We start from the raw sequence: 22716 nt of genomic DNA, 5'->3' as shown, positions 1-22716 counted from the left end.
CGCTCACCCCCTCCCCGGCCCGCCCCCCCCGGCCCCCCCCGCCACCTTCGTACACCGGAGAGTGCCTTAAATCCCCTGCCAGTCGGGCTTGTTGGCGTACGTGTGCCGGAAGTAGTCCGCGAGCTTCAGCTTGGACGCCGCCGCCTCGTCGACCACGACCGTGGCGTGCGGGTGGAACTGGAGCGCCGAGGCCGGACAGACCGCGGCGACCGGGCCCTCCACCGTGGCCGCGACCGCGTCGGCCTTGCCCTCGCCCGTGGCGAGCAGCACGAGGTGGCGCGCCTCCAGGATGGTGCCGATGCCCTGGGTGATGACGTGGTGCGGGACCTGCTCGATGTCGCCCTCGAAGAACCGTGCGTTGTCGACGCGGGTCTGCTCGGTCAGCGTCTTGATCCGGGTGCGCGAGGCGAGCGAGGAGCACGGCTCGTTGAACCCGATGTGCCCGTCGGTCCCGATGCCCAGGATCTGCAGATCCACCCCGCCGGCCGCCGCCAGCGCCCTGTCGTACGCCTCGCACGCCGCCGGTACGTCCGGGGCGGTGCCGTCGGGTCCCATGAACGCCTCGACGCTCAGCCCCAGCGGCTCCAGCACCTCCCGGCTCAGCACCGACCGGTAGGACTCGGGGTGCTCGGCCGGCAGCCCCACGTACTCGTCGAGCTGCGCGATCCGGGCCCGCGAGGCGTCCACGGCACCGGAGCCGACCTTCGCCGCCAGCGCCTCGTAAATGGGCAGCGGGGTCGAGCCGGTGGCCACGCCGAGCAGGGCGTCGGGCTTGCGCCGGAGCAGCTCCGCCATGGCCTCGGCGATGATCTCGCCGCCTGCCTGGGCGTCCGGAACGATGACAACTTCCACGCTGGGCCTGCCGATCTGGAGGGGGACTCAACTGGAACCCGAAAGGAAACGATATGTGGTATAGACCAATCTACCAGAATCGGTCCCGCCGGTCTCGCCCGACACCTCCGTCCGCGCCGGTGCAGTCAACGGCCCCTCGCCGTTCTCCCCATGGCCCGCCGGAGTCCGGCTTCCGTGCTCGCCCCTCCCTGGTCGCCCTCCAGCCGGTGACCATTCGTCGCGGACCTACATCAGGGAGCCCCCTGTCGCGTCCAGCCACGCCCCGGTGACCCAGCGCCCGGCGTCCGAGGCGAGGAAGGACACCACGTCGGCGACGTCCTCCGGGGTGCCCACGCGCCCCAGGGCCGATATCGCCGAAGCCCCCGCCCGCGCCTCGTCGCTCGTGCGCAGCCAGTCCGCGTTGCTGTCGGTGTCGATGATGCCGGGGGCCACCGAGTTCACGGTGATTCCGCGCGGGCCCAGCACCTTGGAGAGATCGCGGGTGAAGACGTCCAGCGCGCCCTTCGTCATCGCGTACGCCATCTTGTCCGGCATCACCGCGTTGCGCGCGAGGCCGGAGGACACGTTGATCACCCGGCCGCCGTCCCGCAGCCGCTGGGCGCCCAGCCGGGTGATGAAGTGGGGCGCCCTCACGTTCACCGCGAAGACCCGGTCGTACTCCGCCTCGTCGATCTCGCCGAACGCCCGTGACGTCCCGATCGCCGCGTTGTTCACCAGGATGTCGAGCCCGTCCGCATGCCGGTCGAACCGCTCCCAGAGCCTCTGCGCGTCCCCCGGCACCCCGAGCTCCGCCTCGACGGCGAACGCCGAGCCGCCCTCCGCCTCGATCGCGGACACCGTCTCCTTCGCCGCCGCCGCGTTGCTTCCGTAGTGCACGGCCACCCGTGCCCCGTCCCGGCCGAGCCGCTCGGCGATGCCCCGCCCGATCCCCCTGCTGCCACCGGTGACGAGAGCCGTCCTGCCCGTGAGCACGCCCATGTCGGCGCCCCTTCCCCTTTATCTAGTGGTCGCTACAGAAAAACCGTACAACAGCCCGCCGACATTTCTCTAGTACCCGCTATACAATTCACTCCATGGTGGGCAGCGAGGTGACCGAGACGAAGACCGGGGCGGGGACCAGGCAGCGCGGCCGGCCCCGGTCCTTCGACCGCGAGACCGCGCTGGAGAAGGCGGTCCTCGCCTTCTGGGAGCACGGCTACGAAGCGACCTCCGTCTCCGACCTCACCCGCGTCATGGGCATCGGCGCCCCGAGTCTGTACGCGGCGTTCGGCGACAAGCAGTCCCTGTTCGAGGAGGCGGTGAACTCGTACGGCAGGAAGTACGGCTCGTTCAGCGAGCGCGCCCTCGCCGAGGAGCCCACCGTCCGCGGCGCGATCGAGCGGACGCTGCGCGAGGCCGCCGCCGAGTACACCGAGGACGACCGCCCGCACGGCTGCCTGGTCATCCACGCGGCCACCAACTGCACGACACCCGAGGTCGAGGAGTCGCTGCGGGCGCGGCGCAATGCCAACCTCGCGGCTTTCGAGAGCCGGATAAGGGCGGGGATCAGCGCCGGTGAGCTGCCCGCGGACACCGACGCGGCGGCCCTCGCGCGACACACCGGGGCGATCATCCAGGGCATGTCCCAGCAGGCCCGCGACGGAGCCACCCGGCAGGAGCTGGAGGCACTCGCCGCCCTCGCCATGACGGCCTGGCCCGCCTCCTGACGGAAACAGGGGTCGTCCGTGCCGTAATCCGGCACCGGTAGGCCACCGAACCGGGCTACTCTGCATGGTGGATGCCGTTGGATTTTCGATAAAGAGACAACAACAAACATCCACTCACGCATGGACACGGGCTCATGGACGAAGGAACATGGACCCAGTGGCATGGTCTAGTCCACGCGTGCTGGCTGACCACCACCGATCAAGCCTCCGTCTTCCCCGCACAGGAAGACGGACCGAGGAACCGGCGCTCTCTGCCCTGACTGCTCCGGCTCCTCTCCTTCGGCCGAATGGGACCGCACACCCCATGGCCGTTGCTGCTCCGGGCTGCGGTGCCGGGAGGGTTGAGGGTCCCTCCCAGGCGCCGCGGCCCGCGGGTGTTTCCGGGGGCGGGTGATCGTCCCCGGGCCCCGGGATTTCGGGCCGCGTCCGTACCGCCAGGTACGCTCGCCTAGTGCCCTCCATGAACGACCTCGTACGCCAGCACACCGCGCTCGGTGACTCCGACCTCGAGTGGCTGCACCTGCTGGTCTCGGAGTGGCAGCTGCTCTCCGACCTCTCCTTCGCCGACCTCGTGCTGTGGGTCCCCACGCGCGACGGCACCCGCTATGTCTCCGTCGCGCAGATGCGGCCCAACACCGGCCCCACCTCGTACCAGGACGACATGGTCGGCCACCTCGTCCCGCGCGGCCGCCGGCCCCTGCTGGACGCCGCGCTCGACGAGGGCCGCATCGTGCGCGAGGGCGACCCCGAGTGGCGCGAGGAAGTCCCCGTACGGGTCGAGTCCATCCCTGTGCGCCGGGAAGGCCGGGTCCTGGGCGTGATCGCCCGCAACACCAACCTCCTCACCGTGCGCACCCCGAGCCGCCTGGAACTGACCTACCTCCAGAGCGCCTCCGACCTCGCCCAGATGATCGCCGCCGGTTCCTTCCCGTTCCCCGACCAGCAGGTCGACATGGACGCCTCGCCGCGCGTGGGCGACGGGCTGATCCGCCTCGACGCGGACGGCATCGTCCAGTACGCCTCGCCGAACGCCCTCTCCGCCTACCACCGCCTCGGCCTCGCCGCCGACCTCGTGGGCCACCACCTCGGCGTGACCACCGCCGAACTCGCCCCCTCCCGCGGCCCGGTGGACGAGGCGCTGTCGAAGGTCGCCAGCGGCTGGGCGCCCCGCGAGTTCGAGATCGAGAGCGCCGAAGGAGTGATTCAGCTGCGCGCGATCCCGCTCAAGCCCAAGGGCACGCGTGTCGGTTCGCTCGTCCTGCTGCGTGACGTCACCGAACTGCGGCGGCGCGAGCGCGAGTTGATCACCAAGGACGCGACCATCCGGGAGATCCACCACCGGGTGAAGAACAACCTCCAGACGGTGGCGGCACTGCTGCGCCTCCAGGCCCGCCGCATCGACTCGGACAAGGGCCGGGAGGCGCTGGAGGAAGCCGTACGCCGCGTCGGATCGATCGCGATCGTGCACGAGACGCTGTCCCAGAACCTGGACGAGCGCGTGGAGTTCGACGAGATCGCCGACCGGGTGCTCGCGATGGTCGCCGAGATCTCGCCCGGCAAGGTCACCGGCCGGCGCACCGGCCGCTTCGGGATCCTGGACGCGGAGGTCGCCACCCCGCTCTCCATGGTGCTCACCGAGATCCTGCAGAACGCCCTGGAGCACGGCTTCCGCGAGGGCGACCGCGGCACGGTCGAGGTCTCGGCAATCCGCGGCGGTACCAGCAAGGAGGCCCGTCTCCTGGTCACCGTCCAGGACGACGGCGCGGGCCTGCCCGAGGGCTTCGACCCGCACCGCTCGGGCAACCTCGGACTGCAGATCGTACGGACGCTGGTGGAGGGCGAGTTGGGCGGCACCTTCGACATGGTGGCGGCGCCGGTGCGCGGCACCCAGGTGATCCTGGACATCCCGGTGCGGGCCAACAAGTAACAGGCGGCCGGGCACGCCCAGTTCATCCACCCGCGTCCTGCTTCACCCACGCAGACGCAAACAGCTCGGTAGCAAACAGACTCAGTAGCAAACAGCAATGAGCCCCGGACCAAGATCTGGTCCGGGGCTGAAAGCTCGTTGCGATATGCGATGCGCATCGGGGGTACTGCGCGCTGCGGCTCGGGGGCGGGAGATGCGTACTCGCTGTACGCGCCGCCGGGCTCAGGCTGTTACGGGGTGGGGCGTCAGGCGGAGGCCTGACGGGCCCGGTTGCGGGCGGCGCGGCGCTTCATCGCGCGGCGCTCGTCCTCGCTGAGGCCACCCCAGACGCCGGAGTCCTGGCCGGACTCGAGCGCCCACTGCAGGCACTGCTCCATGACGGGGCAGCGGCGGCAGACAGCCTTGGCTTCCTCGATCTGCAGCAGCGCAGGACCGGTGTTGCCGATGGGGAAGAAGAGCTCGGGGTCTTCCTCGCGGCAAACGGCGTTGTGACGCCAGTCCATGGCTGCTACCTCTCCTTGGTATTACGTGCAAGTTGCTTGTGAATGTGAACGCTTTCACGAATCCCTCAACAAGTGAAGGGCCGACTGCCAGACGGACTGGCGTGGTCCTGTGATTTGAGGAGGGGTTCTGGCTCTCTGTGGGGCCGATGTTGCGGGCCGTCCCGAGCGCCACGTAGAGACTCGCAAACCTCAGCGGCGGATACAACCCCTTCTGGAAAGTTTTTTTTGATTCCTCGGTGTCGACTAGGTCACAGCCGTACTTCCATGGGGTGGACCCTGGTCTAAACGTTCGAGTGAAAGGACTTTGGGTCCTTCCACTCACACAATCACACGCAGTGCACGGCGTACGCCTGTGAACGTCACGCTCGTACGCAGCCCGAGGTGGTCGCCGTCCATCTGCAGGGGTAGCGGGACCTTCGAATGCAAGGTGAAGTCCGTCAGGTCGTGCAGTGAGAGTGCGTGCCTGCCATGGGGTCCCCGCTCGGGGGACGAAGTGAGCAACTGGGTCGCATACCGGGCAACCGCGGCAGTCGACATGCGGCTCAGGCCGAGTACGTCGAGTCCGGTATCGAACGAGGCCTTAGGTGAGGCGTACACCGGACGATTGCCGAGAAACGTCCACGGTGAGGTATTGCAGATTATGGACAGGACCAGATCGGTGACCGGGTCCTCGCCGGGCTGCTCCAGCGTGATGGTGCCGTGTCTGCGGTGAGGTTCGTCCAGAAACTGACGTACGACCTGGCGGAGATACAGCGCATGCGTGGAGCGCTTGCCCCGTTCGCGCTGCTGTTCGACCCGGCCGATGACCCCGGCGTCGAAGCCGAGGCCCGCGCAGAACGTGAACCAGCGCGCCGGCACCGATTCGTCCTCGGTGCCCGGGGTGCCGGCGGCCAGACCGAGTCCGATCGTGCGCTCCCGGCCCTCGCGCAGGGCGTCCAGCAGGGCGCCGGTCGCCTCCACGGCGTCGTTGGGCAGGCCCAGGGCGCGCGCGAAGACGTTGGTGGAGCCACCGGGGACCACGGCGAGGCGCGGCAGATGGTCCGGGTCGGGGCCGTGGTGCAGCAGGCCGTTGACGACCTCGTTGACCGTGCCGTCGCCGCCGAGGGCCACGACCAGGTCTATGTCCTCGCTCTCCGCGGCCTGCCGACCGAGGTCCCTGGCGTGCCCGCGGTACTCGGTGGTGACCGCTTCGAGTTTCATCTCGCTGGCCAGTGCGTGGGTCAAGACGTCACGCGTGCGCGCACTTGTGGTGGTTGCCGCCGGATTGACCACGAGAAGTGCACGCATGGGATGCAGGGTACCTACTGGGTGGTACTCGGCCCAGACCGAGGTAGGCGTGAGGTAGGGATCGGGTAAGAGGTCGGGCTCGTGATCCCCGGGCGTCGGGGCCGGGGAGACCCCGGCATCGGCGGGGAGGAGCGCGGGTACGGGGCCGAGGCCGGCCGGAGGCGGAGGGCTACCCTTCTGGGGTGAGTGCTGAGCGGAACCCCGACCCGAAGACGCCTGCGGACCACCCCGACGCCGAGCCCCGTCCCGGGCGGCTGACCGCCGCGGCGGCGCTGGCCGCGCTGGAGGGGCTCGCGCTCGTGACGGGCGGTGTCTGGATGCTCGTACTGGGCCTCACGGGTGACGGGGACGACCGGCAGCAGGCTGTCACCGGCGGAGTCACGGTGATCCTGCTCGCGCTGCTGCCCCTGCTGGCCGCCCGCGGGCTGCTGCTGCGCCGCAGCTGGAGCCGGGGACCCGCGGTGATCACGCAGATCATGGCGCTTCCGGTGGCCTACAGCCTGCTTCAGGCCGACAGCGTCGCGATCCCGGCGGGCATCGCGCTCGCGGTCGTCGCGGTCACCGCGCTGGTGCTGCTGGTGAACCCGGCAACGACCAGGGCCCTCGGAATCCGAGGGCCCGGCGGGAACGTACAAGACCAGAAGTAACCGTCAACGAGACCGGCGACGACGGTCTCACTCCTCGACGAGCAGCTTCTCCCGCAGCTGGGCCAGCGTGCGCGCCAGCAGGCGCGACACGTGCATCTGGGAGATGCCGACCTCCTGCGCGATCTGCGACTGCGTCATGTTGCCGAAGAAACGCAGCAGCAGGATCCGCTTCTCCCGCGGCGGCAGGTCCTCCAGGAGCGGCTTGAGGGACTCGCGGTACTCGACCCCCTCCAGTGCCTCGTCCTCGGAGCCCAGGGTGTCCGCGACGGCCGGCGACTCGTCGTCGGTGTCGGGGACGTCCAGGGACAGCGTGGAGTACGCGTTGGCGGACTCCAGGCCCTCCAGGACCTCTTCCTCCGAGATGGCCAGTTTCTCGGCCAGCTCGTGCACCGTGGGGGAGCGGCCGTGCTGCTGGGACAGCTCTGCGGTGGCCGTCGTCAGGGCCAGCCGCAGTTCCTGCAGCCGGCGCGGCACCCGCACCGCCCAGCCCTTGTCACGGAAGTGCCGCTTGATCTCGCCGACGACCGTCGGCGTCGCGTACGTCGAGAACTCGACGCCACGCTCCGGGTCGAAGCGGTCGACCGACTTGATCAGGCCGATGGTCGCGACCTGCGTGAGGTCGTCCAGCGGCTCCCCGCGATTGCGGAAACGGCGTGCGAGGTGCTCGACGAGCGGCAGATGCATGCGGACCAGCTGGTTGCGCAGCTCCGCGTACTCGGCGCTGCCGTCCGTCAGCTTGCGCAGCTCGATGAACATCGCCCGCGCTCCGCTGCGGTCGTGCGGGTCGTGCTGCGTGTGCTGGCGGCTCGGCCCTTGCGGCTGCGGGGCACTGGGCCCCTGGGGCGCGCTCGGCACCTCCGGTGCGCCCGGCTTGTCGTGCTGCTCGTGCTCGCTCATAGTCCCGCCCGTCACCATTTCCCGAGCCCTCGGTGCCTCCCCCAGGTTCTCGACCTTCCTCGAACCGGGGGGACCCTCATGAGCAGGGGAGCCCCCGTCGATCGGTTCCGTCTGCTGCTGAGACGCTTCGGGCGCCGCCATGGATGCGTCGTCCTCCGGATGCGGCCGGGCCTGCTCGGGGATGCCGTCGACGCCGTCCGCCATGCGCCGCGGCCCACCCGGACCGTCGACGCGCTCGGCGGGAAGCTCCCGTGTGCCGCGCTCTTCGTCCCGCACCGGCCCGTCCCCGTTCCTCACGCCGGCCCGGGTCCCGCGCCGCGCTGTTTGTAGAGGCTGATCGACACGGTCTTGTCGTCGGCGACGGTGGATTCGACCTTGCCCGCGAGAGCCGAGAGGACGGTCCAGGCGAACGTGTCCCGCGCGGGCGCGTGACCGTCCGTGGTCGGAGCCGAGACCGTCACCTCCAGCGAGTCCTCGATCAACCGGAAGACGCAGCTGAGCACCGAGCCGGGGACGGCCTGCTGCAGCAGGATCGCGCAGGCCTCGTCCACCGCGATGCGCAGGTCCTCGATCTCGTCGAGGGTGAAGTCCAAACGGGCCGCGAGTCCGGCCGTGGCCGTACGCAGCACCGACAGGTAGGCACCCGCGGCCGGCAGCCGGACTTCCACGAAGTCCTTCGTCGCGGGCTCGCCTGCGATCTGGGACACCCTCACCTCCAAGGTGGTACAAGCTCATTAGGAGCTTTTTCAGGGCCGAGGGTCGCCCCCCGGGGTAACGCGCCATGTGGTTCAGCGGTGACGCTACCGCGCTCCCGAGTTTTCCGTACCGGGGACCCCGCCCCTTCTTGTCACTCATAGTAAGCCTATGAGTACGCACAGTGGCTAGGGGTCTGCGGCCCCAATTCGGAAGAGCGCGCGCCGGGTTGACGTACCCAGACGTCAGACCGCCGAACCGTCCGGCACACGGATCACACGAGTACGTGGTCGACGAAGCACCAGCGCCAGTTCTCCCCGGGCTCGAATGTGCGCATCACCGGGTGTCCGGTCTCCTTGAAGTGCTCCGTCGCGTGCCGCATCGGCGAGGAGTCGCAGCAGGCGAGGTGCCCGCACTCCAGGCACAGCCTCAACTGCACCGGGTGCGAACCTGCCGCCAGGCACTCCAGGCAGGTCTCGCTCAGGGGCTCGGGCTGGGGGTGCGGCAGCGCGTCGCCGTGCGTGCACTGTTTCATGATTGCCAGGTTACGTCGGGTGTGCGGCGTGCCGCGCGAAAAACGAGGGTGGGCTGAGGCCGATGCATGTTCTGCCACTGCTGTTGCTGGTCGCGGGCAGCGCCGCGGTCGCGGGGGCGGCACGGCGCACGCCGGTACCCGCGCCGCTGCTGCTCGTCGCGGTGGGCCTCGTGATCGCGTACCTCCCCGGGGTGCCCGACTACAGGCTCGACCCCGAGGTCGTGCTGCCGCTGCTGCTGCCCCCGCTGCTGTACACGGCGGCCACCGACAGCTCGTACCTCGACCTGCGGGCCCAACTGCGGCCCGTCGCGCTGCTCTCGGTCGGCTACGTCCTGTTCGCGACGCTCGCCGTCGGCTGGGCGGCGTATCTGATCGTGCCGGGTCTGCCGCTGACCGCGGCGCTGGTCCTCGGGGCGGTGGTGGCGCCGCCGGACGCGGTCGCGGCGACCGCGGTCGCCCGCCGGGTCGGACTGCCCTCGCACATCACCACGATTTTGCAGGGCGAGTCCCTGGTGAACGACGCCACCGCGATCACCGCCTACAAGGTGGCCCTCGCCGCCGCGATCGGCGAGGGCGCGACCTGGGCGGGCGGCATCGGCGAGTTCCTGCTCGCCGCGGTCGGCGGTGTGGTGGTCGGACTCGTCCTGATGATGCCGATCCACTGGCTGCGCACCCACCTCAACGAGGCGCTGCTGCAGAACACCCTCTCCCTCCTCATCCCCTTCGTCGCGTACGGCGTCGCCGAGCAGGTGCACGCCTCCGGGGTGCTCGCCGTGGTCGTCGTCGCGCTCTACGTCGGACACCGGTCCTGGGAGGTGGACTTCGCGACCCGCCTCCAGGAGGAGGCGGTCTGGAAGATGGTCGCGTTCGTCCTGGAGTCCGCCGTGTTCGCCCTGATCGGACTCCAACTGCCCGTCGTCCTCGAAGGACTGGGGGAGTACCAGGGTGCACGCGCCGCCTGGTACGCCGTGGCCGTCTTCGTGGTCGTCGTCGCCGCCCGGTTCGTGTGGGTCTACCCGGCGACCTTCCTGCCGCGGCTGCTGTCCTCGCGCATCCGGGAGCGCGAGAAGAACCCCACCTGGAAGGGGCCGTTCATCATCGGCTGGGCAGGAATGCGGGGCGTGGTCTCGCTCGCCATCGCCTTCTCGGTCCCCGTCACGCTGCACAACGGCGCGGACTTTCCCGATCGCAACCTCGTCCTCTTCCTGACCTTCACGACGGTCATCGGCACGCTGGTCGTGCAGGGGCTGACGCTGCCCCCGCTGATCCGGCTCCTGAAGCTGCCCGGCCGCGACCAGCAGGCCGAGACGCTCGCCGAGGCGAACGCCCAGGCGCAGGCCTCCCGGATCGCCGAGCAGCGCCTCGACGAACTCCTCGGCGACGACCGCAACACCCTGCCCCCACCGCTCGCCGACCGGCTGCGCGCGGTCCTGGAACGGCGCCGCAACGCGGTCTGGGAGCGGCTGGGCTCGGTCAACCCGACGACCGGCGAGACCGTCGACGACACCTACCGGCGGCTGTCCCGCGAGATGATCGGCGCCGAGCGCGCGGTCTTCGTACGACTCCGGGACGGCCGTCACATCGACGACGAGATGCTGCGCACGCTGCTCAGGCGGCTGGACCTGGAGGAGGCGGCGGCCTACCGGGAGGTGGCGACCTAGAAGTCCCGGGTGGCAGGTGGGAACGGGCTGCCGGTGATCACGGCCGCCACCGTGGTGCCACGCGGGAAGGCGCCCTCCGCCGCCAGGGCGACAAGTCCGTACAGCAGCTTGGCGACATAGAGACGTTCGACGGGCAGACCGTGGCGGTCCTCGAAGTCCTCGGCGAAGGCGGCCAGCTCGGGGGTGGTGCGGGCGTAGCCGCCGCAGTGGAAGCGGTCGTCGAGCCACCAGTCGCCGCGCCGGCCGCCGAAGGCGTCCTCCTGGAGGGCCTGTATGTCGGCGGTCAGGAAGCCGCCCTTGAGGACCGGTATGCCGAGGGCGCGCTGGTCACGGGCGAGTCCGGCGGCCAGGCCCGCGAAGGTGCCACCGGTGCCGCAGGCGAGGGCGACGATGTCCGCACGGCCGCGGAGCTCCTCGCCGAGCTCCCGGCAGCCGCGTACGGCAAGGGAGTTGCTGCCGCCTTCGGGGACGACATACGCGTCCTCGGCGGCCGCGCCGCGGAGGATCCCGGCCAGCGCTTCCGGGTCGCTCTTGCGGCGGTAGGTCGATCTGTCGACGAAGTGCAGCCGCATGCCGTCGGCCGCGCACCGGGACAGGGAGGGGTTCAGGGGGCGGCCGGCCAGTTCCTGCCCGCGGACCACACCCACGGTGGGCAGGCCCAGGAGACGGCCCGCGGCGGCCGTGGCGCGCAGATGGTTGGAGTACGCGCCGCCGAAGGTGAGCACCGTGCGGCCCGCCGCCGCCCGCAGGTTCGGGGCGAGCTTGCGCCACTTGTTGCCGATCAGGTCCGGGTGGATCAGGTCGTCCCGCTTGAGCAGCAGCCGGACCCCGTGCCGGGCGAAGCGCTCGTCCACGGCGTCCTGCAACGGCGACGGCAGCCGCGGCCGCAGGACGGCCGGGTCGGGCGCGTCGGGGAGGCGAGGGAGGTCAGGCCTGGTCACCCCACCATTGTCGGGCACGGGACAGCCCGTCCGGGGGTGCGGCCGCGGACGGGCAGGGGTGTCACTTCAGGCGGTCACGGACGCGCCCCCGCATAGACGCCATCGTGAAGCCCCGGGGGTCGACCTTGCCCGGCTGCCACTCCAGGTGACCGATGACGGAACGCTCCGTCCACCCGTGGTGGCGGCAGATCGCGGCCGAGACCCGCTCGATCGCCGCGAGCTGGACCTCGGGCCAGGGGTCCAGGCCGTCGCCGAGGTTCTCGCACTCGAAGCCGTAGAAGTGGCGGTTGCCGTCGGTGTTCGCCTCGTTGTCGTGGGGGAGCGCCTTCTCGGCGATCACGGCGCGCAGGACGTCGTCGTCGCCCAGGCCCGCGTGGTTGGCCCGCCCGTAACCGACGAGGTGGACGACGCCGTCCTTGGTGATGACGCCATGGCACAGCGGTCCGGGCAGATCCGCGTAACCCTTGCGACAGATCTCCACGGTGCGCTCGCTGCCCGAGGTCACCGTGTGATGGATCATCACGCCGTTCACCGGCCCCCAGGGGCCCTGGTGGTTGCGGTTGTGATGCTCCCAGTCGCCGACCTCGACGACGGTGACGCCTTCCTGCCTGAGCCGGTCCAGGAATCTGCCCGCGGACATGGGTGGGGCCATGACCGCCTCCTTCGCGCTGCATGCCGACCGCCTGCCGCGGCCGTCTCGTACGCAGCTTGTACCCGGAACACGCAGGCCCGGCCCAGCCGTTCGCACAGCGTGCGAGCCGATCCGGACAGGAGGCGCTCACCCGCGGTCCGGCTAGGAACGCAGGAACCCGTCGCCGTGCGCCGCTATGTGGGTTTCCAGGGCTCGCAGCGCCTGCTGCGTGGCCTCGGGGGAGCCGCTGCCGCTGCGCTCCGCGTAGTACGCGGCGCCCAGCTTCTTCAGCAGATCGCCGCCCGCGCGCTGGGCCTGCACCTCGTCGATCTTCTGCTTGCCCTGCGTCATGCCGCGCTGCGCCTGTTCTCTGGCGCGGTCCAGGAAGCCCGTCATCGCCCTCTCCCGTCCTCGTCCGTCGAAGGATCAACTCGTCCCGTCGAAGGATCAAACGGTTGGCCGGATCTTGGAGTTCCCGCACCAGGTCCGTTCGACGACTCGACGAAAACCGGTGCTGTGCCCACTCCACCGCTGGTCCATTCCCCCTCATTCGTGTAATAGCACCGACACGCTCCGTGATGGAAGGCTGGCTCCGGCAGACCAGTGCCACGACCGGGAGGGCAGTTCTTTATGTCGGTAGGCGAAGAAGTCCGCGCAGAGCAGGGTCGGCCGCAGCAGAGTCTCGGCACCTCGGCCGCGCGGAACCTGGCCACCACCACCAAGTCCGCACCCCAGATGCAGGAGATCAGCTCGCGCTGGCTCCTCCGCACGCTGCCATGGGTGAACGTGCAGGGTGGTACGTACCGAGTGAACCGGCGCCTCAGCTACTCGGTGGGCGACGGCCGTGTCACGTTCGTGAAGACGGGGGACCGGGTGCAGGTCATCCCCGCGGAGCTCGGCGAACTGCCGGTGCTGCGGGACTACGAGGACCTGGAGGTGCTCGGCGAGCTCGCCCAGCGCTGCCAGCAGCGGGAGTTCGCACCGGGGGAGGTGCTCGCCTCGTTCGGCGGCCAGTCCGAAGAGGTCTTCCTGCTCGCCCACGGCAAGGTCGAGAAGATCGGCACGGGACCCTACGGCGACGACGCGGTCCTCGGCGTCCTCGCCGACGGGGCGTACTTCGGCGAGGACGCGCTCCTGGACCCGGACGCCATCTGGGAGTACACGGCCCGCGCGGTCACCGCGTGCACCGTACTCACGCTGCCCCGCCGGGACCTCGAACAGGTCGCGGAGCGCGCCGAGTCCCTGCGCGACCACCTCGGGCAGCAGCGGGCGATCCCCGAGCAGCGCACCAACAAGTACGGCGAGAAGGAGATCGACCTCGCGGCCGGCCACACCGGGGAGCAGGACATCCCCGGCACCTTCGTGGACTACGAGGCAGCGCCCCGCGAGTACGAACTGAGCATCGCCCAGACCGTGCTGCGCCTGCACTCGCGCGTGGCCGACCTCTACAACCAGCCGATGAACCAGACCGAGCAGCAACTGAGGCTCACCGTGGAGGCGTTGAAGGAGCGCCAGGAGCACGAGCTGGTCAACAACCGGGAGTTCGGGCTGCTCAACAACTGCGAGTACGACCAGCGGCTGCAGCCGCACGACGGCGTGCCCAGCCCCGACGACCTGGACGAGCTCCTCAGCCGCAGGCGCGGCACCAAGATGCTCCTCGCCCACCCGCGCGCGATCTCCGCGTTCGGCCGCGAGTGCAACAAGCGCGGACTCGTCCCCGAGAGCGTCGAGATCGCCGGCAACCGCATCCCGACCTGGCGCGGAGTCCCGATCTACCCGTGCAACAAGATCCCGGTCAGCGAGGCCCGTACGACCTCGATCATCGCCATGCGTACCGGCGAGGCCGAGCAGGGCGTCATCGGGCTCCAGCAGGCCGGCATCCCGGACGAGATCGAACCGAGCCTGTCGGTGCGCTTCATGGGCATCAACGAGCAGGCGATCATCTCCTACCTGGTGACGGCCTACTACTCGGCCGCGGTCCTGGTCCCCGACGCCCTCGGCATCCTGGAGAACGTCGAGATCGGCCGCTGGCGTTGAGCTTCCGCGCGCCCCCGGGCGCAGTGTTCCCGTCCCTCGGAGGGTGGGTACACCCGGGCCGTACGCGCCCAGCGGCAGCGGAAGCGCCACCGTCCGCAGACTCTCCAAGGCGATCCCATGGGTGAGTTCATGACGGAGACAAAGCAGAGCCGGACCGAGACCCTCGAAAGGCGGAACCAGATCGGCAGCCCCGGCGCCAGGCGGACCCCGCCGAGTCCGTCGGGTCCGCCGAGTCCGTCGGGTCCGCCGAGCCCGTCGGGTGTGCTCGACGGACAGGAAGCGGCGGGGATCCTGGAGCGTGCCCGGGCGTCGGTCGACCCCGAGCTGCGCAGGGCGATCGAGTCGCTGCCCGGCTCGATACGCCGGATCGCGCTCTACCACTTCGGCTGGGAGCACGCGGACGGCACACCGGCGGCGGGCAACGCGGGCAAGGCGATCAGGCCGGCGCTCGTCCTGACCGCCGTACAGGCACTCGGCGGACGGCACGCCGGCGCCGTACGGGCGGCGGCGGCCGTGGAGTTGATCCACAACTTCACGCTGCTGCACGACGACGTCATGGACCGGGACACCACCCGCAGGCACCGCCCCACCGCGTGGACCGTGTTCGGCGACGCCGACGCGATCCTCGCCGGGGACGCCCTGCAGGCCCTGGCCCAGCGGCTGCTCGCCGAGGACCCGCACCCGGCGGCGTCGACCGCGGCCGCCCGTCTCGCGAGCTGCGTCGTCGAACTGTGCGCGGGGCAGCACACGGACACGGCCATGGAGAAGCTCGGCCCGCACGAGGTCGGTCTCGACGAGTGCCTCGCCATGGCCGAGGCCAAGACGGGCGCGCTGCTCGGCTGCGCCTGCGCCCTCGGCGCGCTGTACGCGGGGGCGCCACCGGACGAGGTCGAGGCCCTCGACGCGTTCGGCCGGGAGGCCGGGCTCGCCTTTCAGCTGATCGACGACGTGATCGGGATCTGGGGGGACCCGAGCCGTACCGGCAAGCCGGCCGGGGCGGACCTCATCGCGCGCAAGAAGTCCCTCCCGGTGGTGGCCGCGCTCGCCTCCGGCACCCCGGCGGCGGCCGAACTCGCCGAGCTGTACGCGATCCCGTACGAGGAAGGCGGCGCGGGAGACCTGGAGAGCACGGTGCTGGCGGTCGAGCGGGCGGGCGGCCGCGACTGGGCGCAGGTCCAGGCGGCCGACCGGATGTCCCGGGCGATGCACGAACTGGCCCGGGCGATCCCGGATCCGGAGGCGGCGGGCGGCCTCCTCGCGCTGGCGGAGTTCGTGACGCGGCGCAGCAACTGAGCGCGGCTGTCGCGCGGTGGTGGACCCCGGAGCCGCCGGGACCGTACGGACCTGACCCCGTACGGCTCCCGGCGCCTTCGGCCGGGGCGGGTCCCGCACATCCCCACGGTGTGCGGGGTCCGGCCCTTCCCCGCGCTCGTCCTCAATCGCCGGACGGGCCGGGGATCGCCCCCTACGCTTCAAGGGCTGGACGATCAAGGCCAGTGGGGATGAAGGGGCAGGGACATGGGCGTGGCCATCCGGGCGGTGGGCGAGGACGATCGCGAGGCCGTCATACGGCTTCTGGACGAGGCGTTCCACGACGATCCGGTGAGCGGGTGGGTGTTCCCCGGCGAGGAGCACCGGCGCGCGGCGCACCCCCGGCTGATGGCCGCCTTCGTCGACATCGTGCTCGCCGAGGGACGCATCGACGTCGCGGAGGACTTCACGGCCTGCGCGCTGTGGCTGCCGACGCCGGCCGCGGACGACGAAAGCGAGGGCGGGAGCGACGACGGGCAGGACGAGTCGGCGGCGGAACTGCGCGAGGCCGTCGACCCGGACAACGAACGCGTCGAGCAGATCGTCCGGCTGACCGCCGAGGTCCATCCGCAAGGCCGCGCCCACGAGTACCTGTGGATGATCGCGGTGGCGCCGGACCGCCAGGGCCAGGGCCTCGGCACGGCGATCATGCAGCCCGTCCTCGACCGCTGCGACCGCGAGGGACTGCCCGCGTACCTGGAGGCAAGCAGCGCCCGTGGCCGGGTGCTGTACGAGCGTCTCGGCTTCGCCTTCATGGGCCGTACGGTCGATCTGCCGGACGGCCCGCACATGTGGCCGATGTGGCGCGAGCCCCAGGGCGAGTGACTGCGGGGAATGTGCGGGCGGGAGGCGCGGCCGCCTCTTCCGCAATAACCTGAGGGCATGGCCAGCAAGGAAGGCAGCCGGGTCTGTCCCGTCTGCGGGCAGCCCGTCGAGGCAGTCGTGGGGCGGCACAAGACCCTCGGTGTGTGGGTGCCCTCGTGGAGCCCCGGTCCCTGTCGGAACCCGAAGTGCGAGCGATACGCCCAGGAGGCCGCGGAGGGGCCCGGGGACCGCGCCGCGAAGAACTGACGCGCGGGCCGTTCGGCTGATCCCCTAACGTGACGCCATGCCCTCAGAGATCCTGCACATCACCGAACGCTCCCTGTGGGAGGCGGCCCGCGAGAGCGGCGCGTACACGCTTTCGACCCGCGGCCGCACCCTGGCGGAGGAGGGCTTCATCCACTGCTCGTCGCGGCAGCAACTCCCCGCCGTGGCCGCCTTCCTGTACGGCTCCTACGCGGGGCCCGACGAACTCGTGGTCCTCGTCATCGACCCCGACCGGCTCGACGTACCCCTGCGGTACGAGGCCCCGGAGCCGGGCAGCGAGGAGTTCCCGCACGTGTACGGGCCGATCCCGGCAGCTGCCGTCGTGGACGTGGAGGCATGGGAGCCCGGTCCCCCTAGGTCCTAGCGCTCGATCAGGCCGCGCAGCGACGTCTTCATGCTCGCGACGAACGAGTCCCGCGAATCGGCGGGGAGGACGTCCAGGGACAGATACGGGTTGAGGTCCTCCAGTTCGACGAGGAGGAGCTCGCCGTTCGGGGCGCGGCAGGCGTCCACGCGCTGGATGCCGTGCGCGATCGCGTTCCAGTCGACGAATCTCCGGGCGAACTCCCGGTCCCCGTCCGTCGGTTCGTACGGCTCCAGGGCCCAGCGCTCCGCGGGACGGGGCGCGTGCAGGGCGTACTGGAGGGTGTCGTCGACGAAGTAGAAGGACACCTCGTAGCGGAAGTCGATGCGCGGCTGGACGAGGATGTCGCCGTACGCCAGTTCGGGGAGCCGCTCGCGCGGGACGAACTCCAGGCCGATGGAGTCGGCGCCGAGCTTCGGTTTCACCGCATAGGTGTCGGCCTCGGGCAGACCGGCGAGGTCCGCCACGCGGTCCACGGTGGGGATCACCGGGTACCCGGCAGCGGTCAGGTCGAGCAGGTACTGCTTGCCCGCCATGTCGCCCTTGCCCGACAGCTCGTTGTAGACGCGGATGCCGCGGGCGAGCGCCTGCTCCCTGAACGCGTCGTACGCCCCCTGGTAGTTGAGCACCGGCCCGCTGTTGCGTACGACGACGGCGTCGAAGCCGTCCATCAGCGCGGCGGCGTCCAGCGGATGGCACAGGGCGATGTCGAACTCCTCCCGCAGCCGTGCGGTGAGGAAGATGTCCTCGTCGCAGTACCGGCGGCCCCTCGCGGGATAGGCCAGGTCGCTGACGTACAGGACGCGGGGGCGTGCGGGCGGCATGCGGACTCCGTCAGCCGCGGCGCTCGTTGAAGCGCAGAAGGTTGCCCGCCGGGTCGCGGAAGGCGCAGTCGCGCAGTCCGTACGGCTGGTCCGTCGGCTCCTGGAGGACTTCGGCGCCGGATTCGCGCACGCGCTCGAAGAGGGCGTCGCAGTCGGCGGTGGAGAAGATCACGCCGCGCAGGACGCCCTTGGCCAGCAGCTCGGCCATCGCCTGCTTGTCGGCCGCCGAGGTGCTCGGATCCGCGGCCGGCGGCTCCAGGACGATCTCCACGTCCGGCTGGAGCGGCGAGCCCACGGTCACCCACCGCATCCCCTCGAACCCCACGTCGTTGCGGACCTCCAGGCCCAACACGTCCCGGTAGAACGCGAGCGCCTTGTCGTGGTCGTCCACGGCGATGAAGCACTGGGAGAGTTTCAGATCCATGCGCTCACGTTAGAGCCACCTGCCCGGTTCCGCTTCCGGGTTGCGGCGGCGGGCCGGGCGGGTGAGACGCTGCGTCACACAGGACGGGATCGGGGCCCCGTGGTCGTGCGGCCGCGCCCGGTACGCGCTCGGCGTCTCGCCCACCAGCTCCGTGAAGCGGGAACTGAACGACCCGAGCGAGGTGCACCCCACGGCGAAGCACACCTCCGTGACCGTCAGGTCGCCGCGCCGCAGCAACGCCTTGGCACGCTCGATACGGCGGGTCATCAGATACGTGTACGGGGTCTCGCCGTAGGCGGCGCGGAAGCTGCGCTGGAAGTGACCGGGGGACATCAGCGCCGTGCGGGCCAGTTCCGTCATGTCCAGCGGCTCCGCGTACTCCCGGTCCATGCGGTCGCGTGCCCGGCGCAGCCGGACCAGGTCCTCTACGGTCACCGTCCAAGGATCGCACGGGCGCCGCGGTCGCGCGGGGGTATGGGGAAGGGGCCCGGCCAACCCTCGGCCGGGCCCCTTCACCATGTCCGTCGCCCCGGGGACGTGCTCCGCCCGCCGGTCGTCACGGTTCGGCCCTGGATCAGGCCTTCTTGGTCTCCCAGAAGATCTTGTCGATCTGGGCGATGTAGTCCAGTGCCTTCTGGCCCGTCGCCGGGTCGGTGGACGCCTTGGCGGCCGAGAGGGCCTTGAGGGCGTCGTTGACCAGCTGGTGCAGCTCCGGGTACTTCTCGAAGTGCGGGGGCTTGAAGTAGTCGCTCCAGAGCACCGAGACGTGGTGCTTCGCGAGCTCGGCGCGCTGCTCCTTGATGACAACGGCACGCGCCTGGAAGTGCGGGTCGTCGTTGGCGGCCATCTTCTCCTGCACGGCCTTCACCGACTCCGCCTCGATGCGGGCCTGGGCCGGGTCGTACACACCGCAGGGCAGGTCGCAGTGGGCGCTGACCTTGACCTTGGGGGCAAACAGGCGGGAGAGCATTGAGCTGTCCTTCCTCGTGATCGTCTTCTCAGGTGGGACATTACTCCGTAGGAGACGGGTTTTCGCGAGTGCCCCCATGGGCTTAGGACAAAAGTCCGGGGTGAGACTGGGACTCGTGGAGGATAGGACCGGGGAGGTGCCCGTGATGCCGGAGCTGTCGCAGGAGACCGAGCGCGGGAGGGCTGTGCTGCCATTCGGGGCGGCCGAGGTGACGGGGCCCTCCATGGTGCCCACGCTGCAGCACGGGGACCGCCTCGTCGTGCAGTACGGGGCGCGGATCCGGCCCGGCGACGTGGTCGTTCTGCGCCATCCGTTCCAGCAGGACCTGCTGGTCGTGAAGCGGGCGGCCGAGCGCCGGGAGGGCGGCTGGTGGGTGCTCGGTGACAACGCGTACGCCGGCGGGGACAGCACCGACTACGGCACCGTTCCCGAGGAACTGGTGCTCGGGAAGGTGCGGTTGCGCTATCGGCCGCTCAGGGGTGATCAGCGTTCGCTGGTGGCGCTCGTGCGCTGGGGGCTGTCCGCCGCCAGGCCGGTGCTTTCCGGCCGGTCGGCCTCCAGGCGCTTGCGGGCGCGGTAGGCGGCCACGTTGGCGCGGGTCGCGCAGCGGTCCGAGCAGTAGCGCCGGGAGCGGTTGGTCGAGGTGTCGAGGTAGGCGTTGCGGCACGGTGCGGCCTCGCACAGGCCGAGGCGGTCCACGCCGTACTCCGTCAGATGGAACGCCAGGCCCATCGCGGCGATCGCCGCGTAGCCCGCCGTCGCGTTCGACGGGTGGTCGGCGAGGTGCATGTGCCACAGCGGGCGCCCGTCGTCGTCCCGGTGGTCGTGGCCGGAGATCTGCGGGCTCACGGGGAATTCGAGCAGGAGCGAGTTCAGCAGGTCCACCGCCAGGGTCTCGTCGCCGGTGTCCGCCGCCTCGAACACCGCGCGCAGCCGGGCCCGCACCGAACGGAAGCGGGTGACGTCCGCGTCCGTGGCGCGACGGGCCGCCGAGGGGTTGTTCTCGAAGAGGTCACGGACCGCGTCGACCGAGGTGAGCGCGTCCTTGCCCCGGACCGGCTCCTCGCTGTTGACGAGGCGTACCGCGTAATCCGAGTAATAGGCCAGTTCCACTTGTAGTCCTTACGAGGGCACTCTATGGTCGTGCTTGCGGTCAGGTAACAGCTGATCGTGTATCCAGGGTATTACGAGGTCGAGCGAAGAAGGGGCTTCCATGACCACCACGACCGGAACCGACTGGCAGGCCTGGCAGCAGAGCTGGGACCGACAGCAGGAGTGGTACATGCCCGACCGCGAGGAGCGCTTCCGGGTGATGCTCGACATGGTCGAGGCGCTCGTCGGTCCGGCGCCCCGCGTCCTCGACCTCGCCTGCGGCACCGGCACCATCACCGCCCGGCTGCTCGCCCGCTTCCCCGAGGCCGTCAGCACCGGAGTCGACCTCGACCCGGCGCTGCTCACCATCGCCGAGGGCACCTTCCGGGACGACGACCGCGTCACCTTCGTGACCGCCGACCTGAAGGACCCGCAGTGGACGGCCCGGCTGCCGTACGACTCCTACGACGCCGTCCTGACCGCCACCGCCCTCCACTGGCTGCACAGCGAACCCCTCGCGGCTCTCTACGGTCAGGTCGCGGAACTCGTCCGCGACGGCGGTGTGTTCATGAACGCCGACCACATGATCGACGACACGACGCCCCGGATCAACGCGGCCGAGCGCGCCCAGCGCCACGCCCGCATGGATCAGGCCAAGGGCGACGGCGCCCTCGACTGGGCGGAATGGTGGCAGGTGGCCGCAGCCGACCCCGTGCTCGCCGCGCCGACCGCCCGCCGCTTCGAGATCTACGGCGAGCACGCCGATGGTGACACGCCCTCCGCGCAGTGGCACGCGCGCGTGCTGCGCGAAAAGGGCTTCGGCGAGGCCCGCCCGGTCTGGAGCTCCCCCTCGGACGCGCTGGTGCTCGCGGTCAAGTAGGCACCCCGCGGCAGCTGTTGAGGCGGTACGGAGAATCCGTACCGCCTCTGCCGCGTCCTGAGCGGCCTCCCGCCGCACTGGAAGGGTGAGACGGCCCGTGACCGCGGGCCGGGGAAGGGGGCGGGATGACGCGCGGCGAGGATGCCGTACTGCACGCCTTCGTCGAGGGCAGACGTACGGCGCTGTTCCGCAGCGCCTATCTGTTGTGCGGCAACCGCGACGAGGCCGAGGACCTCGTCCAGACCACCTTGGTGAAGGTCGTTCTCGGCGCGCGCCGGCACGGGCGTCTGGAGAACCTCGAAGCCTATGCGCGCAAGACGCTCGTCAACACCTTTATCTCCGCGCGCCGGCGGTTCTGGCGGCGCGAGCAGGCGTACGGCCAAGTGCCGGACGTGGCGGAGCGGTTGGTCGACAGCGACACCGGACTGATGGTGCGGGCCGCGCTCGCGCAGCTCGCGCCCGGACAGCGTGCGGTGCTGGTGCTGCGCTACTGGGAGGACCTGAGCGTGGCCGCCACGGCGCAGCTGCTCGGGATGCGGGAGAGCACGGTCAAGAGCCACACGGCCAGGGGACTCGCGGCGCTCAGGGCCGCGGTGCGGGAGGAACACGTATGAACCACAAGGAAGTTGGGACGGACCGGGTCAGGGAGCTGCTCGGGCGGGCCGTGGACGACGTTCCGGCGCCCGCCGGACGCGGCAGCGAGGCCGTCTTCGCGCAGGCCTCCCGGCTGCGGTGGCGACGGCGTGCGGCGGCAACCGGCGTCGCGGCGGCGGTCGTTGCGACCGGGCTGGTGTTCGGCCCCGGCGTGCTGAACGGCGGTGAGGGCCGGGCGAGTGTCGCGAGTGAGCCCACTGCCGGTCAACTCACCTCCAGGGCGGCCGAGTTCGCGAAGCTGCTGCCTTCCGGGACGGGAAAGATCAGTGAGGTGTCCCTGCTGCGCCTGATCAAGCAGGTGCCCAAGGCGCCGCTGCCGAAGCCGGTCGGCCCGTTCGACGGGGACTTCGCGGTCACCAGGGCCGATGGCACCGGATACCTCTCGGTGCACCTGAGCACCCTCAAGGAGGTCGCTGCCAAGACCGGCGGCAAGGGTTTCGAGAACCCGTGCAAGGACGCGCCCAAGGACGGCCGGGTGGACTGCGTCACCGAGAAGCTGCCGGACGGGGGGCTGCTGGGCATCTGGCAGGTGGGTGAGCCGGAGCCGGGCAGCGAGTCGTACCCGACCAGGGGCAAGGAGTTCGACGCGGCCCTGAGGCTGCCGGACGGCCGGATCCTGCACGTCCGCGCCTCCGCCGGCTACCAGGGCAAGGGCCGGCTCGGCCCGCTGCTGAAGACGCCGCCGCTGACCGGCAGGTGCTGGACGCCCGATCTCTTCGCCCCACTCCGCGAACCGGTCCTCTTCGCTGTTCCAGACCAGCAGAGGATCAAGGTGGAAGGCCTCGCGAGCG

At 70.6% G+C, this 22716-nt stretch carries 28 protein-coding genes; 13 read left to right on the top strand and 15 right to left on the bottom strand.

The features are described 5' to 3' along the window. Positions 1-66: 66 nt before the first annotated feature. Together nagB and ABZS97_RS35800 are read right to left on the bottom strand one after the other, a co-directional pair. Complete coding sequence (gene nagB / locus ABZS97_RS35805; RefSeq protein ID WP_356144798.1) at positions 67-852, bottom strand: glucosamine-6-phosphate deaminase; 786 nt, start codon at positions 850-852, stop codon at positions 67-69. 225 nt (positions 853-1077) lie between these two features. Beyond that, positions 1078-1830 (bottom strand): SDR family oxidoreductase, encoded by a 753-nt coding sequence (locus ABZS97_RS35800; RefSeq protein WP_356144796.1) that lies wholly within the window; start codon positions 1828-1830, stop codon positions 1078-1080. Between the two features lie 95 nt (positions 1831-1925). Between ABZS97_RS35800 and ABZS97_RS35795 the strand changes: the two genes are divergently transcribed. Continuing rightward, positions 1926-2558 (top strand): TetR/AcrR family transcriptional regulator, encoded by a 633-nt coding sequence (locus ABZS97_RS35795; RefSeq protein WP_356144794.1) that lies wholly within the window; start codon positions 1926-1928, stop codon positions 2556-2558. Between the two features lie 460 nt (positions 2559-3018). Then, on the top strand, positions 3019-4485 hold the full coding sequence (locus ABZS97_RS35790; RefSeq protein WP_356144802.1) for a PAS domain-containing sensor histidine kinase: 1467 nt from the start codon (positions 3019-3021) through the stop codon (positions 4483-4485). A gap of 245 nt (positions 4486-4730) precedes the next feature. Here the strand turns inward: ABZS97_RS35790 and ABZS97_RS35785 are convergent, their stop codons facing one another. Beyond that, positions 4731-4988, bottom strand: coding sequence for a WhiB family transcriptional regulator (locus tag ABZS97_RS35785; protein WP_016639615.1), 258 nt, complete (start codon positions 4986-4988; stop codon positions 4731-4733). Between the two features lie 318 nt (positions 4989-5306). Next, positions 5307-6275, bottom strand: coding sequence for a diacylglycerol kinase family protein (locus ABZS97_RS35780; RefSeq protein ID WP_356144792.1), 969 nt, complete (start codon positions 6273-6275; stop codon positions 5307-5309). A gap of 182 nt (positions 6276-6457) precedes the next feature. Between ABZS97_RS35780 and ABZS97_RS35775 the strand changes: the two genes are divergently transcribed. Then, entirely contained in the window at positions 6458-6922 is a 465-nt protein-coding gene (locus ABZS97_RS35775; protein WP_356144790.1) for a hypothetical protein, read from the top strand. A gap of 27 nt (positions 6923-6949) precedes the next feature. Here the strand turns inward: ABZS97_RS35775 and ABZS97_RS35770 are convergent, their stop codons facing one another. The 3 genes from ABZS97_RS35770 to ABZS97_RS35760 form a co-directional block, all read right to left on the bottom strand. Next, complete coding sequence (locus ABZS97_RS35770) at positions 6950-8116, bottom strand: SigB/SigF/SigG family RNA polymerase sigma factor (protein WP_356144788.1); 1167 nt, start codon at positions 8114-8116, stop codon at positions 6950-6952. After that, positions 8113-8526, bottom strand: a complete 414-nt coding sequence (locus ABZS97_RS35765) for an anti-sigma regulatory factor (protein ID WP_356144786.1) — start codon at positions 8524-8526, stop codon at positions 8113-8115. Before ABZS97_RS35765 ends, ABZS97_RS35770 begins: the two co-directional genes overlap by 4 nt. 260 nt (positions 8527-8786) lie before the next feature. Next, positions 8787-9047, bottom strand: a complete 261-nt coding sequence (locus tag ABZS97_RS35760) for a UBP-type zinc finger domain-containing protein (RefSeq protein WP_356144784.1) — start codon at positions 9045-9047, stop codon at positions 8787-8789. A gap of 62 nt (positions 9048-9109) precedes the next feature. Between ABZS97_RS35760 and ABZS97_RS35755 the strand changes: the two genes are divergently transcribed. After that, a complete protein-coding gene (locus tag ABZS97_RS35755; protein WP_356144782.1) occupies positions 9110-10708 on the top strand; it encodes a Na+/H+ antiporter in 1599 nt (532 codons plus the stop codon). On the opposite strand, the gene ABZS97_RS35750 is transcribed toward ABZS97_RS35755, so the two are convergent. The 3 genes from ABZS97_RS35750 to ABZS97_RS35740 all read right to left on the bottom strand — a co-directional run bounded on the left by ABZS97_RS35750 (position 10705) and on the right by ABZS97_RS35740 (position 12676). Then, positions 10705-11649, bottom strand: coding sequence for a pyridoxal-phosphate dependent enzyme (locus ABZS97_RS35750; RefSeq protein WP_356144780.1), 945 nt, complete (start codon positions 11647-11649; stop codon positions 10705-10707). The genes ABZS97_RS35755 and ABZS97_RS35750 overlap by 4 nt on opposite strands. Positions 11650-11710: 61 nt before the next feature. Beyond that, the gene (locus ABZS97_RS35745; RefSeq protein ID WP_356144778.1) at positions 11711-12301 is read right to left on the bottom strand and encodes an N-acetylmuramoyl-L-alanine amidase; all 591 of its coding nucleotides are present in this window, start codon (positions 12299-12301) and stop codon (positions 11711-11713) included. Positions 12302-12442: 141 nt separating this feature from the next. Next, positions 12443-12676, bottom strand: a complete 234-nt coding sequence (locus ABZS97_RS35740; RefSeq protein ID WP_356144776.1) for a hypothetical protein — start codon at positions 12674-12676, stop codon at positions 12443-12445. Positions 12677-12910: 234 nt separating this feature from the next. Between ABZS97_RS35740 and ABZS97_RS35735 the strand changes: the two genes are divergently transcribed. The 5 genes from ABZS97_RS35735 to ABZS97_RS35715 all read left to right on the top strand — a co-directional run bounded on the left by ABZS97_RS35735 (position 12911) and on the right by ABZS97_RS35715 (position 17081). Continuing rightward, positions 12911-14317 carry a family 2B encapsulin nanocompartment shell protein gene (locus ABZS97_RS35735; RefSeq protein ID WP_356144774.1) on the top strand — a complete coding sequence of 469 codons (1407 nt, stop codon included), beginning with the start codon at positions 12911-12913 and terminating at the stop codon, positions 14315-14317. 117 nt (positions 14318-14434) lie between these two features. Continuing rightward, complete coding sequence (locus ABZS97_RS35730; RefSeq protein ID WP_356144772.1) at positions 14435-15610, top strand: family 2 encapsulin nanocompartment cargo protein polyprenyl transferase; 1176 nt, start codon at positions 14435-14437, stop codon at positions 15608-15610. Between the two features lie 225 nt (positions 15611-15835). Continuing rightward, entirely contained in the window at positions 15836-16453 is a 618-nt protein-coding gene (locus ABZS97_RS35725) for a GNAT family N-acetyltransferase (protein ID WP_356144770.1), read from the top strand. 57 nt (positions 16454-16510) lie between these two features. Continuing rightward, complete coding sequence (locus ABZS97_RS35720; protein WP_356144768.1) at positions 16511-16699, top strand: hypothetical protein; 189 nt, start codon at positions 16511-16513, stop codon at positions 16697-16699. Between the two features lie 37 nt (positions 16700-16736). Next, entirely contained in the window at positions 16737-17081 is a 345-nt protein-coding gene (locus tag ABZS97_RS35715; RefSeq protein ID WP_356144766.1) for a DUF952 domain-containing protein, read from the top strand. Here the strand turns inward: ABZS97_RS35715 and ABZS97_RS35710 are convergent. From ABZS97_RS35710 to sodN, 4 genes are all read right to left on the bottom strand, one after another. Further along, entirely contained in the window at positions 17078-17905 is an 828-nt protein-coding gene (locus ABZS97_RS35710) for a hypothetical protein (protein WP_356144764.1), read from the bottom strand. The genes ABZS97_RS35715 and ABZS97_RS35710 overlap by 4 nt on opposite strands. Before the next feature lie 10 nt (positions 17906-17915). Then, the gene (locus ABZS97_RS35705; RefSeq protein ID WP_356144762.1) at positions 17916-18329 is read right to left on the bottom strand and encodes a VOC family protein; all 414 of its coding nucleotides are present in this window, start codon (positions 18327-18329) and stop codon (positions 17916-17918) included. Positions 18330-18338: 9 nt separating this feature from the next. Continuing rightward, the gene (locus ABZS97_RS35700; RefSeq protein ID WP_356144760.1) at positions 18339-18764 is read right to left on the bottom strand and encodes a helix-turn-helix transcriptional regulator; all 426 of its coding nucleotides are present in this window, start codon (positions 18762-18764) and stop codon (positions 18339-18341) included. Positions 18765-18903: 139 nt separating this feature from the next. After that, positions 18904-19299 carry a superoxide dismutase, Ni gene (sodN, locus tag ABZS97_RS35695; RefSeq protein ID WP_356144758.1) on the bottom strand — a complete coding sequence of 132 codons (396 nt, stop codon included), beginning with the start codon at positions 19297-19299 and terminating at the stop codon, positions 18904-18906. Between the two features lie 145 nt (positions 19300-19444). On the opposite strand from sodN, the gene sodX reads away from it, so the two are divergent. Continuing rightward, the gene (gene sodX / locus ABZS97_RS35690; protein ID WP_356144800.1) at positions 19445-19879 is read left to right on the top strand and encodes a nickel-type superoxide dismutase maturation protease; all 435 of its coding nucleotides are present in this window, start codon (positions 19445-19447) and stop codon (positions 19877-19879) included. Here sodX and ABZS97_RS35685 read toward each other — a convergent pair. Beyond that, positions 19783-20412: a CGNR zinc finger domain-containing protein gene (locus ABZS97_RS35685; protein ID WP_356144756.1), complete on the bottom strand. Its 630-nt coding sequence runs from the start codon at positions 20410-20412 to the stop codon at positions 19783-19785. The genes sodX and ABZS97_RS35685 overlap by 97 nt on opposite strands. Positions 20413-20512: 100 nt before the next feature. On the opposite strand from ABZS97_RS35685, the gene ABZS97_RS35680 reads away from it, so the two are divergent. The 3 genes from ABZS97_RS35680 to ABZS97_RS35670 all read left to right on the top strand — a co-directional run. Beyond that, on the top strand, positions 20513-21271 hold the full coding sequence (locus ABZS97_RS35680) for a class I SAM-dependent methyltransferase (RefSeq protein ID WP_356144754.1): 759 nt from the start codon (positions 20513-20515) through the stop codon (positions 21269-21271). 125 nt (positions 21272-21396) lie between these two features. Next, entirely contained in the window at positions 21397-21885 is a 489-nt protein-coding gene (locus ABZS97_RS35675; protein ID WP_356144751.1) for a sigma-70 family RNA polymerase sigma factor, read from the top strand. Further along, a partial coding sequence (locus ABZS97_RS35670) for a hypothetical protein (RefSeq protein WP_356144749.1) occupies positions 21882-22716 on the top strand: 835 nt, incomplete at its 3' end. The genes ABZS97_RS35675 and ABZS97_RS35670, both read left to right, overlap by 4 nt.

It is taken from the genome of Streptomyces sp. NPDC005485 (assembly GCF_040606085.1).
Taxonomy (GTDB): domain Bacteria; phylum Actinomycetota; class Actinomycetes; order Streptomycetales; family Streptomycetaceae; genus Streptomyces.
The sequence above is the reverse complement of the archived record's forward strand: the minus strand, read 5'-3'. Positions and strand labels throughout refer to the sequence as shown.